This window comes from Methylobacterium currus (genome assembly GCF_003058325.1).
GTDB lineage: Bacteria > Pseudomonadota > Alphaproteobacteria > Rhizobiales > Beijerinckiaceae > Methylobacterium > Methylobacterium currus.
Window position 1 is genome coordinate 2,313,687 of record NZ_CP028843.1, and the last position, 12,685, is coordinate 2,326,371.

Here is a 12,685-nt window from a genome sequence, read left to right on the forward strand (position 1 = left end):
ACTGTAATCTGCCCGTTAAATGATCGAATTGTTAGTTCTATATATTTCGATCTAGATCGCAAGAATTCACCGCCCTCCCGGAACCGGGCGCATTATTATCGATTGCGCAGCCGCGCCGCCGTATTGTCCCGCCGCCGATCGCGGCGGGGAGACGACCGAATCATGAAGACGACGATGCTCGCGGCTCTGGCCGCCGGGACCATGATGCTTGGCCCCGTGCCGGCGCGGGCCGAGGCGACGCAATGCGCCGCGGTGACCGAGCGCCAGATCGAGGGCCTGTTCGACCGCTGGAACACGTCGCTGGCGACGCTCGACCCGGCGAAGGTCACGGCGAATTATGCGCCCGACGCCGTGCTACTGCCGACGGTGTCCAACACGCCGCGCACCGACCGGGCGATGATCCAGGACTACTTCGTGCACTTCCTGGAGAAGCACCCGCAGGGCATCATCAATACGCACACGATCAAGATCGGCTGCAACATCGCGACCGATGTCGGCACCTACACCTTCCTGGTCGACGGGAAGAACCCGGGCGAGCACGTGGTGGTGCCGGCGCGCTACAGCTTCGTCTACGTGCTGCGGGACGGCGAATGGGTGATCGCGCACCACCATTCCTCGGCGATGCCGGAGCCGGTCGTCACCGCCACCGCCGCCGCCAAGGAGCATTGAGCCCGACGCCTCGAGCCCGGCGACGCCGCCTCAATTGGCGTCGCACGGATCGGCATCCTGAAGATGCGCGCGCAAGGTGATCTCGCGGGTGTCGATGCCGGGCCCGGGCCGGGCCTCGCTGGTCGGCGGGTGGGTCAGCATCGTGCCCCAGAACAGCCCGGTGGCGAGGGCGAGGGCGCAGAGGGCGGTCAGAACACGCATGTCGGCCTCCTGCGGCCCGCTCGTCCGGGCCGCGCTGGTCTTCGGCGTTCTTCGAGCAGGCTGCGGCATCGGCCCGCCCGCTCACGGCGTCGCGGACCTACGAAGGCCGCGTCTCCTCAAGGTTCGCTCCGGTTGCGCACGATCGGATACTTGGTCCGGCGCGCCGAAGATCAGTGATTGCCGCTCCATCGAAACAAAGACTCGGCAACGTGCGGCCATACCTGCTTCTTTATTCCTGACTGGCGTAGAGACAGACGGGGGCGCCGTCGTCCCTCATTCTGATGAGACGGTGGCGTCACATGCGCGGCACCGGCACGAGGCCCGGAACCACGCCTCATCGTCCCTCTCTCTCGAGATCGAAAGGATTGCGCACGCGTGACGGGCCGATCGGCGGCCGGGCATCGTCCGGGCCTGACACGACGACACCCGGCGGGGTAGGCTGCCCGCCGCCAGGACGGCAGCCAAGATGGCAGCCAAGATGGCAGCCAAGACGGCAGCCAAGACGAGAGCCGGGAGGGCGCGCATGACGGACGATCTCAAGGACAGGGCCGACGCGATCCTGCGGCGCGGGGTGGATCAGGCCCCGCCCCTGTCGGGGATCGTCGCCATGGCGACTGACCGGGCGCGCACGCTCTATGCGGGCGCCGCCGGGCAGCGGGACGGGGACGCGCCGATGACCACCGACACGGTCCTGGCGATCTTCTCCACCACCAAGGCGGTCACCGCCACCGCGGTGCTCCAGCTCGCCGAGGAGGGCCGGCTCGACCTCGACGCGCCGGCCTCCGCCTACGTGCCCGCCCTCGACGAGATCCAGGTGCTCGAGGGCTTCGCCGACGACGGCTCCCCGCGCCTGCGCCCGCCGGCGCGCGCCATCACCACCCGGATGCTGCTGCTGCATACGGCCGGCTTCGGCTACGACATCTTCAACGACGCTTATGCCCGGCTGCTGCGCGAGAGCAAACGACCGGGCGTGACCAGCGGCACCCGCGCCTCGCTGATGACGCCGCTGCTGTTCGATCCCGGCGAGTCCTGGGAGTATGGCAGCAACATCGACTGGGCCGGCCAGGTGGTCGAGGCGGTGACGGGCCAGCGCCTCGGGGCCGTGATGCGGGAGCGGATCCTCTCGCCGCTGGGCATGGACTCGACCGGCTTCGCGCTGACGCCCGCGATGCGCAGCCGCCTCGCCCGGATGCATCAGCGGGGCGAGGACGGCGCCCTCGCGGTCATCGCCGGCTTCGAGCTGCCGCAGGAGCCCGAGGTCGAGATGGGCGGCCACGGGCTCTACTCGACCGCCGAGGATTACCTGCGCTTCATCCGGATGTGGCTCAACGACGGCGCCTCCCCGCACGGGCCGGTGCTGCGGCCGGAGACCGTCGCGATGGCGGCGACGAACGGCCTCGGGCCGACGCTCAGGATCCGCGCCCTGCCGGGGGTGAAGCGCCACCTCTCGCACGATGCCGAGTTCTTCCCCGGGATGCCGAAATCCTGGGGCTTGAGCTTCATGATCAACGACGAGGCGGCGCCGACCGGGCGCTCGGCCGGCTCGCTGGCCTGGGCGGGGCTCGCCAACCTGTATTTCTGGATCGACCGGACGGCCGGGGTCGGCGGGTTCTGGGGCACGCAGCTCTTCCCCTTCGCCGATCCGGCCTCGGTGGAGAACTTTTTGGAGTTCGAGACGGCGGTGTACCGGAGCCTGTCCTGACACCGCAGGATGAGGTCGCGGGTCGGATTTGACCGGCCCCGCCCACGAACCCTGCCTCACGCCCCGATGAACACTCCGGCGATCGCCGCGCTGGTCAGGTTCGACAACGTCCCGGCGAGGATCGCCCGGAGCCCGTAGCCGGCCACCTCCGCCCGGCGCTCCGGCACCAGGCTGCCGAAGCTCGCGAGCTGGATCGCGATCGACGCCAGGTTGGCGAAGCCGCACAGGGCAAAGCACAGGATCGCGGTGGTGCGGGGCCCGAGTTCGCCGCTCTTCAGCACCGGCGAGACGTTGGCGTAGGCCAGGAACTCGTTGAAGGCGAGCTTCTGGCCGATGGCGCCGCCGACGAGCGTCGCCTGGTCCCACGGCACGCCCAAGAGCCAGGCGAGCGGCGCCAGCGCCCACCCGAGCCCCCCCTCGATCGAGGCGCCGGGCAGGCCGGCGAGGCCGCCCGCAGAGGCCACGAGGCCGTTGGCGAGCGCGATCAGCCCCACGAAGGCGATCAGCATCGCGCCGACCGCGACCGCCACCGCGAGGCCCTTCTGGGTGCCGTCGGCGGCGGCCTCGATGACGTTGACCGCCCGGGTCTCGCCGAACGTGACCCGCATCGTCTTGACCCGGCTCGGCTCGGTCGAGGGCACCAGGATCTTGGCGTAGAGGAGCCCGCCGGGGATCGCCATGAACGAGGCGGCGAGCAGGTAGGGCATCGGCACGCCGAGCGCGGCATAGCCGGCGAGGATCGAGCCGGCGGTGGAGGCCGCCCCGCTCGTCATCACGGCGAAGAGCTCCGCTCCGGTGAGCAGGGCCAGAAAGGGCCTGAGCGCCACGGCGATCTCGCTCTGCCCGATGAAGATGGTGATGACCGCCGCGAAGGTCTCGATCCGCGAGGTGCCGAGCACCCGCTGCAACGCCGCGCCCAGCGCGCGGGCAAGGGCCTGCATCACCCCGACATGGTAGAGCACCGCGATCAGGGCCGAGACGTAGATGATCTGCGGCAGCACCCGCAGCGCCAGCACGAAGCCGCTGCCGCCGAACAGCTCGAACATCCTGGGCTCGACGAGGCCGCCGAACAGGAACGCCACGCCACGGTCGCCGTAGGACAGGACCGCCTGCACCGCGTCGGCGACGGTGCCGAGGGCGGACTGGCCGGCGGGCCAGAACAGCACCAGGGCCCCGAGCCCGACCTGGACCGCCAGCGCCGACAGCACCACCCGCGGCCGGATCGCCCGCCGGTTCGTGGAGAACAGGATGGCGACGGCGATCAGGAGCGCGATGCTGGCGCCAGCATGGATCAGTCTCTCCGGCATTCAGGCCCCTCTCCGGCAGGTTTCTCTCGGGCACGATCCAACGGGCGCGATCCAGCAAGGCTGATGCCGTATCGTTCAGTGCCCGTTCAAGCGCGGCGGTTCGAGATGGGGCACGCCATGGTCCTGCCTGGAAATGAGGCGATCCAACGCGAAACCCCGGGGACCGCCCCGATCGTCACCGTCCCGGGAGGGCAACGCCATGCCGCCGCTCCGACACCTGCTCCTCGCCCTCGCGGCTCTGGCGGGCCTCCTCGTCACCGCCCTCCCCTCGGCGGCGGCCCCGGCCGAGCGGCGGATCGCCCTCGTGGTCGGCAACGGCGCCTACGCGGCCGGCGCGATCCCGACCGCCGCCAACGATGCCGGCCTCGTCGCCCAGACCCTGCAGGCGGCGGGCTTCGACGTCGTCGGCGCCCGCGACCTCGACGAGGACTCCCTGCGCCGGACCTTGCGCGACTTCACCGACAAGGCCGCGGCGGCCGGGCCGGACGCGGTGGCGTTCGTGTATCTGTCCGGCTACGGCCTGCAGCTCGAGAACGAGGCCTATTTCGCCCCCGTCGACGCCCGGATCGAGACCGCCTCCGACGTGCCGCTCCAGGCCTTGCGGGTCTCGGACTACGTCAAGCGCCTCGCCGCCTTGCCGCTCAAGGCCCGCTTCGTGGTGCTCGACGCCGCCCGGACGGCGCCGTTCCGCCTGCGGGGCGATCCGCTCGCCGGCGGCCTGCCGCTCGTCGAGGCCGAGCCCGGCAGCCTGATCGCCACCAATGCCGCCCCCGGCACCGTCGGCCCGGCCGAGACCGGCCCCTACGGAGCTTACGCCCTCGCCCTCGTCGAGATGATCCGCGAGGGCGGGCTCGCGCCCGCCGCGCTGTTCGAGCGGGTGCGGCTGCGGGTGGCGGAGGCGACCCGCGGCGCCGAGGTGCCGTGGAGCGCGTCCCGCATCGACGCGCCGTTCGTGTTCCTGGAGCGGGAGGCCGGGGCGCCGTCGCTGGCCGGGTTCGAGCCGCCGGCAAAGCCGCTCGGCGAGATCGGCGCGCGCGAGGCCTACGCCGCCTGCCTCGGCCGCGACACCCTGGCGGGCTACGAGGAGTTCGTCGCCGCCTATCCCCACGACCCGCTGGCCAAGCGGGTGCGGGCGATCATCGCGGCCCGGCGCGAGGCCCTGACCTGGCGGCGCAGCGCGCTCGCCAACACGCCGGAGGCCTATTGGTCGTATCTCGGCCGCTATCCCCGCGGGCCGCACGCCTGGGACGCCCGCCGGCGCCTCTCGGCGCTGGCCGCCGCGTTCGCGCCGCCGCCGGATTACCGCGTGCTCGCCTACGACGTGCCGCCGCCGCCGCCCGACGAGGTGGTCTATGTCGAGCGGCCGGCGCTGTATCTCGACGATCCGGTCTACGCCCTGCCGCCGCCGCCCGTCGCCTTCCTGCCGCCGCGGCCGACCGTGCTGGTGGAGCTGGCGCCGCCCCCGCCGCCGGTGGAGGCCTACATCCTGCCGGTGCCCGCTTACGTCCCGGTGCCCACCTACGTGGTCGCGCCCCCCGCCGTGGTGGCGCCGCCAAACCCGGTGCTGTTCCAGAACCTGCACGTCCAGACCACCACGATCGTGCACGAGCACGCCCCCGAGCCGGTACCGCCCGGCGCCTCCCGCCTCGCCCCGGTCGCCGGTGCGGTCGCGGGAGCGGCACTCGGCGCGGCGGCGGCCCGGGTCGCCCTGCCGCCGGCCATCGCCGAGAAGGCGGCGCTCCGGCCGGATCCCCGGAGCGCGCCGGGCCAGATCCCGCGCGCCAGCGGGCCGGTGGGCGGACCGCCTCCCGGCGCGACCGCCCTGCGGCCGAGCCTGCCCGGCCAGATCCCGCCCCCGGCCCCGGCCGGACCGCGGCCGAATCCGGCACAGAACGCCAGGCAGCCGCTGCCCGGCGCGGGCGGCACGCCGCTGCCGGCCGTCGCTGGCCGGCCCGCCGGCCCGCTTCCGGGCGGCCGGCCCGTGGGGCTCGGCCAGATCCCGGGCCAGCTTCCGAGCCAGATGCAGGGTCAGGTTCCGCCGGCCGCGGCGCCATCGGCGGGGCCGCCCCCGGCCGCGATCAGGCCGGGACAGCCTGCCCTCGCCGCCCGCCCCCCGCAGGGACCCGCCGTCCCGCCGCCCCAGGGACTGCAACCCCAGGGACTGCAACCCCAGGGCGTGCGGCCCCCGATCACGCCCTCGCGCCCGGTCCAGCCGCCGCGGATGGTCGCCCCCGCACAGGTCCCGCGACCGGCCGTGCCGCCCTCGGCGGCGCAGCCTTCGGCGGCGCAGCCGCCCCGCATGGCCGCGCCTGCCAGGGCGCCGCGTCCGGATGATGCCTTGCAGCGGATGCGGATGGAACAGGCGGTGCGCCAGCAGGCGATGCAGCGTCAGCAAGCGATGCAGGCGCAGCAGGCCCAGGCCCGTCAGCGCGTCGAGGCGCAGCAGATGATGCAGCGCCAGCAGCAGCAGATGCAGGATGCGATGCGGCGCCAGCAGGCCCAGGCCCTGCGCCAGCCGCAGATGATGGCGCCGCGGCCCCAGCCGATGCCGCCGCATCCGGCGCCGCAGGCCGCGCCCCGCCCGGCGCCCCACGCCCCGCCGCCGGGCCACGGCTGCGGGCATCCGGGCGCGCCGCCCTGCCGGTAGCGTCGGGTCTCGTCGACCCCTCGACAGTATCGGCACCCTCAGGGTCCGGGCTCCGCCAACGCGGACCCGGAACCCACACGGCAGGTGCCTTCACCTGGCGAGAGCGGCCGGCGCGTCCAGGCCGAAACGGAGCGGGCGCGACCCCTCCCCCGATTTGGAGGAGGCACCGCGCCCGTGTCGTCATCCGGGGCCCTGAGGCTCAGTCGATATCCTCGACCGCCTCGGCCCCGCCATAGACCCGTTGGGCGAGCGACGCCTCGATCAGGTCGTCGATGTCGCCGTCGAGGACGTCGTCGGGGCTGGTCGATTGGGCGCCGGTGCGCAGGTCCTTCACCAGCTGATAGGGCTGGAGCACGTAGGAGCGGATCTGGTGGCCCCAGCCGATATCGGTCTTCGAGGCCGCCTCGGCATTGGCCTTCTCCTCGCGCTTCTTTAGCTCGAGCTCGTAGAGGCGGGCGCGCAGCATGTTCCAGGCGGTGGCCCGGTTCTTGTGCTGCGAGCGCTCCTGCTGGCACGCGACCACGATCCCGGTCGGGTTGTGGGTGATGCGCACCGCCGAATCGGTGGTGTTGACGTGCTGGCCGCCGGCGCCGGAGGAGCGATAGGTGTCGATCCGGCAGTCCGATTCCTTGATGTCGATCGTGATCCGGTCGTCGATGACCGGGTAGACCCAGACGCTGGCGAAGCTGGTGTGCCGCCGGGCGTTGGAATCGTAGGGCGAGATCCGCACCAGGCGGTGCACGCCCGATTCGGTCTTCAGCCAGCCATAGGCGTTGTGGCCCTTGATCAGGAGCGTGGCGCCCTTGATCCCGGCCTCCTCGCCGTCGGCCCACTCGACGATCTCGACCTTGTACTTCCGGCGCTCGGCCCAGCGGGCATACATGCGCTGGAGCATGTTGGCCCAGTCCTGGCTCTCGGTGCCGCCGGCACCCGCATGGACCTCCAGATAGGTGTCGTTGGCGTCGGCCTCGCCCGAGAGCAGGGTCTCGATCTGGCGGCGGGCAGCTTCCACCTGCACGGCGCGGATCTGCTCCTCACCCTCGCGGATGCTGGCGGCATCCTCCTCCATCTCGCCCAGCTCGATCAGCGTCGCGCCGTCCTCCAGCCCCTGTTCCAGGCGCCGGATCGCCGTGACGGCGTCGTCGAGCTGCGTGCGCTCGCGCATGACCTTCTGGGCCTCCTCCGGATCGTTCCAGAGCGAGGGGTCCTCCGAGCGGGCGTTCAGCTCCGCGAGGCGCTTGTCAACGGTATCCCAGTCAAAGATGCCTCCTCAGCAGTCCGATCGACTGCTTGGCGGCATCCGAGAGTTGCTCGATCTCGGCGCGCATCTGGTGTGGGTTCACTCGCGTGAGGGTGGGGTGCAGGGTGATAGCGCCGGGGGGCGCGGGTGTAAACGGACCGGAAGGCCGCTCTCGACGTCCGGGCGAGCGTCACATGTGCGAAGGGTCACATGTGCGAAGGGCGAGGCACCCGCCGATGCCTCGCCCCTGAATGTCGTCCTCAGTACAGGCCGCCGGCCTGCGCCGCCCGGTCCGCATCCGGCGGCACCGCGCCCGGCGCCGCCGGCTGGGCGCTCGGCGGGGCCGAGTAGCTGTCGGGCGGGGCGGTGCCGGGCTTGAACGCCTCGAGGAGGCCGCCCTCCGAGCCGCCGGCGCGGGTGCCGGAGGCGGCGTTGACGCGGATCAGCTTGATGCCCGGGGGCACGCGGAAGGGCGTCGGCGGCTTGTCCTTCAGCGCGGCCTTCAGGAAGTCGCGGGCGATCGGGGCGGCGAGGCCGCCGCCGGTGGCGCGGTCGCCGAGCGAGCGGGGCTTGTCGTAGCCCATATAGATGCCCACCGCGAGGTCCGGCGAGAAGCCGACGAACCAGGCGTCCTTGGCGTCGTTGGTGGTGCCGGTCTTGCCGGCGAGCGGCTTGCCGATCTCCTTCAGGATGGTGGCGGTGCCGCGCTGGACCACGCCCTCCATGATCGAGACGATCTGGTAGGCGGTGAGCGGGTCGAGGACCTGCTCGGACTCGTCGACCAGCTTCGGCTCGTCCTGGCCCGACCACTTCTCGGCGTCGCAGCCGATGCACTTGCGGGTGTCGTGGCGGTAGATCGTCTCGCCGTTGCGGTCCTGGATCCGGTCGATTAGGGTCGGGCGGATGCGCCGGCCGCCATTGTCGAGCATCGAGTAGGCGGTGACCATCCGCATCACGGTGGTCTCGCCGGCGCCGAGCGACATCGGCAGCACCGGCAGCATGTCGTCGTAGACGCCGAAGCGGCGGGCATACTCGGCGATCAGCGGCATGCCGACATCCTTGGCGAGCCGCACCGTCATCAGGTTCTTCGAGTGCTCGATGCCGTAGCGCAGGGTGTGCGGGCCGCCGGACTTGCCGTCGTAGTTCGAGGGCGACCACGCCTCCTGGCCCGGACCCGCCTCGATGGTGATCGGCGTGTCGAGCACGATCGAGGACGGGGTGTAGCCGTTGTCGAGCGCCGCCGAGTAGACGATCGGCTTGAACGACGAGCCGGGCTGGCGCATCGCCTGGGTGGCGCGGTTGAACTCGCTCTCGTCGTAGGAGAAGCCGCCGACCATGGCGTGGACGCGGCCGGTATAGGGATCCATCGCCACGATGGCGCCGGAGACCTCCGGGATCTGCCGCAGGCGGTAGGCGTTGCCGGCCCCCTCCATCCGCTCGACATAGACCACGTCGCCGGGGTTCAGCGCCGCCGCGACGCTGCGGCCGGTCCAGCGCACGCCCTCCGCCGTGATGATCCCGGTCTCGCGGTCCTTCGAGACCTGGCCCGAACTCTCGCGCTTGGGCTGCAGGCCGATGGTGGCGCGGCCACCTGACGTATCGAGCACCACCGCCAAGCGCCAGGGCTGCACGTCGCCGAGCGCCGGCACCTCGGCCACCGCCATGCCCCAGTCGCGGCCGGCCAGCTCGACCCGGCTCTTCGGCCCGCGCCAGCCGCGGGCCTGGTCGTAGCGCACCAGGCCGTCGACGAGGGCCTTGCGGGCCATCACCTGCATCTTCGGGTCGAGGGTGGTGCGCACCGACAGGCCGCCCTCGTAGAGCTTCTTCTCGCCGTAGCGCTCGGAGATCTCGCGGCGGACCTCCTCGGCGAAGTAGTTCGCGTTGGCGGTGTTGGGCGAGACGCTGCGCGGGTTGACGCCGAGCGGCAGCTTGCGCTCCGATTCGGCCTCCTCCTTGGTGATGTACCCGTTCTGGGCCATCAGGCCGATGATCTCGTTGCGGCGCGCCAGCGCCTGCTGGGTGCGGCGATAGGGATGGTAGTTGTTCGGCCCCTTCGGCAGCGCCGCCAGATAGGCCGCCTCGTGGATCGTCAGCTCGTGCACCGACTTGCCGAAATAGTCGAGCGCGGCGGCCGCGATGCCGTGCAGGTTGCGGCCCGGCACGATCGTGCCGAGGAAGATCTCGTTGAGGTAGAGCTCGAGGATCTTGTCCTTCGAGTAGGTCGATTCGATGCGCAGCGCGATCAACGCCTCGCGGACCTTGCGGTCGAGGGTCTGCTCGGAGGAGAGCAGGAAGTTCTTGGCGACCTGCTGGGTGATGGTCGAGGCGCCCTGCTTCTTGCCGCTCGAGGCGTTGGTCAGAACCGCCCGGACGATGCCCTCGGGATCGATGCCGCCGTGCTTGTAGAAGTTCTTGTCCTCGGCCGACAGGAAGGCCGCGATGACGATCTTCGGCATCGCCTGGATCGGCAGGTAGAGCCGGCGCTCGCGGGCATACTCGGCGAGCAGGCTGCCGTCGGCGGCGTGGACGCGGGTCATCACCGGCGGCTCGTAATTGGCGAGCGCCGCATGGTCGGGCAGGTCGCGCGAGTACTTCCAGAAGAAGTAGCCGCCCGCCGCGGCACCGACGACGACCGCCATCGCCGCGATGCTGAACAGGAAGCCGAAGAAGCGGAGGATGAAGCGCATCGAAACCCGATCCGTCGATGATGCCGCGCGGCCCGAGAGGGCCCGAAACTCAAGCCCGAGGCAACGCCCGGGCACGGCTCCTCACGGGAACGCGACAGCCATGGCGACGCGGGACGCCGCTCCCGCGCTTAGCGGAAGAGGCACGCGAAAGCCAGGACAGCGAGGGGCCGACGAGGCCCTATCGACACGGGATCTATGGTGAAACTGGGGCGGGTCCGATCTGGGCGGCGCGCCCGATCCGGGGTGCGTCCGCCCCGCGGGCGGTGACGGTGGCCGGCAGGCGGCCGGCGAAGAAGGCCTCGATCGCCCCGGCCATCTGGCCCGTGACGTTGGCCCGCCACTCGTCGGAGAGCAGCAGATCCAGGTCGCGCTTGCTCGACAGGTAGCCGAGCTCGACCAGCACCGAGGGCACGTCGGGCGAGCGCAGCACCCGGAACCCCGCCTCGCGGTGGGGCTTCACGCTCATCTCCATCGCGCCGGAGAGGCGCGTCAGCAGGCCCTTGGCGAAGCGGGCCGAGAAGCCGCGGGTCTCGCGCAAGGTGAGTTCCTGGAGGATGTCGGCGACGTCACCCGGGCCGTCGCCCTGGTCGGCTCCGGCCGCCGCGTCGGCCTTGTTCTCGCGGTCGGCGAGGCGGGCCGATTCGGCGTCGGTGGCCTTCTCCGAGCCGGTATAGATCGTGGCGCCGCGCACCTGCGGCGCGGCCGAGATCGAATCGGCGTGGATCGACACGAACAGGTCGGCGCGGGCGTCGCGGGCGATGCGCACCCGCTCGTTGAGCGGCACGAACACGTCGCGGTCGCGGGTCATCTGCACCCGGATCCTGCCGCCGGCCTCCAGGCGCTGCACCAGCCCCTGGGCGACCCCGAACACGATATCCTTCTCGTAGACGCCGTTGCCCGCGATGGCGCCCGGATCGATGCCGCCATGGCCCGCATCGACGATGACGAGGGGGCGCGGATCGCCCCCCTCGCGGGCGGGCGCCTCCGCCGCGCGGGCGGGCTCCGGGGCTTGCGCGGCGCGGCGGAAGGCCTCGCGGTCGCTGCGGGCGAGATCGATGGTGAGCAGGACCGCCCCGTCCCGCGGGCGGGTCGAGGTCGCGACCCGCGCCACCGTGGCCGCCTGCGCGAGGTCGATGACGATGCGCGAGCGCCCGGGCGCGAACAGGCCGTAGCGGTAGGAGGCGACGAGGCCGTCGCGCTTGCGCCCGGCCTCGGGGGGCAGCTGGAAGTTCACTTCGGGCAGGTCGACGATCGCCCGGTCGGGCCGCTCCATCACGAAGGCCCGCGCCTCGACCGGCCGCGACAGCACCACGGTCAGGCGGGTGCCGCCCTCCGGAATCGCCCCCGTCTCGGCGGCGATCGCCACGGCGGGCCGCTCCGCCGCCGGACGATCCGCGGCCGGCCGCTCCCCGGCGGCACGCTCCGGCCCCGACGGGGTGGCGCCGGCGACGGCCGGCAGGAGAAAGGCCGCAACCACGAGGGCGGCGCGGACGAGAAGGCGGATCGGACGTGCGCGTGTCGGCATGGTCTCGCGGCGACCTCAGACGGCATCCCGGTTACGCGATAACCGCGCCATGGTTAACGCATCGCGAAGGCCTTCGGATCGCCGGCGCGAAGCTGTGGCCGCGCGGGTACAGGGGGGATGGCTGGGCCGCCGGCCGCCAAGTGCGGTGATGATGCTTGCAAATTCCGCCGGACACTCTGTAATGATGATGACCCCTGCCCGTTGCCGCCGGCTTTTCGCCGCGGACCACGGGCCCGCCCGGGCGCTCCCGCAGCGGCTTCGGCGCTGGCCGGCCGCCGGCGGATCGTTCGACGATCTCGCGAGCCGGGCAGGTGTCTCTGATCCGCGGCGGCGTTCTTGAACGTCGTCGCCCGTTTTTACCGGCGGCCGGACCCTCGCGTCCCGGCGCCTCGATTCGAAAGGTCGGTGGGAGAATGCGTGGACGCACAGCCTCGGATCTCGAAGCTGCCGTCCCCGGCGCACGCGTCCGGCGTCGCGCCCGTCCGCGCCCCCTGCCCCCGGCCATCGTCAACCCCTCGCGCGCGTGGATGCGCGCAGCGGCGATTGACGGCACACCCCGCACGACATCATCCGCCGCGCCCGACCGGGCACGGCACGGGACGGCCCTCCCGGCGCAGGTTTCCGCGCCTGGGGCGGCACCGGACTACGGAGGCTCGTCCTCCCGCGCACGGCCAGGATCTCCGAGGTTTTCCTCCTCGAGGTCCGTT

8 protein-coding genes are annotated in these 12,685 nt (G+C 71.9%); 3 read left to right on the top strand and 5 right to left on the bottom strand.

All coding sequences use genetic code 11. The features are described 5' to 3' along the window. Positions 1-162: 162 nt before the first annotated feature. The gene (locus DA075_RS11070) at positions 163-669 is read left to right on the top strand and encodes an SgcJ/EcaC family oxidoreductase (protein ID WP_099953264.1); all 507 of its coding nucleotides are present in this window, start codon (positions 163-165) and stop codon (positions 667-669) included. 30 nt (positions 670-699) lie between these two features. Here DA075_RS11070 and DA075_RS36545 read toward each other — a convergent pair whose 3' ends face one another. Continuing rightward, positions 700-870 carry a hypothetical protein gene (locus DA075_RS36545; protein WP_164712300.1) on the bottom strand — a complete coding sequence of 57 codons (171 nt, stop codon included), beginning with the start codon at positions 868-870 and terminating at the stop codon, positions 700-702. Positions 871-1,393: 523 nt separating this feature from the next. Here DA075_RS36545 and acmB point away from each other — a divergent pair. Next, complete coding sequence (gene acmB / locus DA075_RS11075) at positions 1,394-2,572, top strand: methyl acetate hydrolase AcmB (protein ID WP_099953265.1); 1,179 nt, start codon at positions 1,394-1,396, stop codon at positions 2,570-2,572. Positions 2,573-2,628: 56 nt separating this feature from the next. Here acmB and DA075_RS11080 read toward each other — a convergent pair whose 3' ends face one another. Then, complete coding sequence (locus DA075_RS11080) at positions 2,629-3,879, bottom strand: NupC/NupG family nucleoside CNT transporter (protein WP_099953266.1); 1,251 nt, start codon at positions 3,877-3,879, stop codon at positions 2,629-2,631. Between the two features lie 199 nt (positions 3,880-4,078). Here DA075_RS11080 and DA075_RS11085 point away from each other — a divergent pair, with 199 nt between their 5' ends. Continuing rightward, positions 4,079-6,526 carry a caspase family protein gene (locus DA075_RS11085; RefSeq protein WP_099953267.1) on the top strand — a complete coding sequence of 816 codons (2,448 nt, stop codon included), beginning with the start codon at positions 4,079-4,081 and terminating at the stop codon, positions 6,524-6,526. Between the two features lie 199 nt (positions 6,527-6,725). On the opposite strand, the gene prfB is transcribed toward DA075_RS11085, so the two are convergent. The 3 genes from prfB to DA075_RS11100 all read right to left on the bottom strand — a co-directional run bounded on the left by prfB (position 6,726) and on the right by DA075_RS11100 (position 11,978). Next, positions 6,726-7,854 (bottom strand): peptide chain release factor 2 gene (gene prfB / locus DA075_RS11090; protein WP_099953268.1). Its coding sequence is split into 2 segments (ribosomal slippage): positions 6,726-7,784 and positions 7,786-7,854, totalling 1,128 coding nucleotides; the frame shifts between segments, so codons are not numbered across the junction. A 172-nt stretch (positions 7,855-8,026) separates the two neighbouring features. Next, on the bottom strand, positions 8,027-10,453 hold the full coding sequence (locus DA075_RS11095) for a penicillin-binding protein 1A (RefSeq protein WP_099953269.1): 2,427 nt from the start codon (positions 10,451-10,453) through the stop codon (positions 8,027-8,029). 193 nt (positions 10,454-10,646) lie between these two features. Then, a complete protein-coding gene (locus tag DA075_RS11100) occupies positions 10,647-11,978 on the bottom strand; it encodes an N-acetylmuramoyl-L-alanine amidase (RefSeq protein ID WP_099953270.1) in 1,332 nt (443 codons plus the stop codon). Between the last annotated feature and the right edge of the window lie 707 nt (positions 11,979-12,685).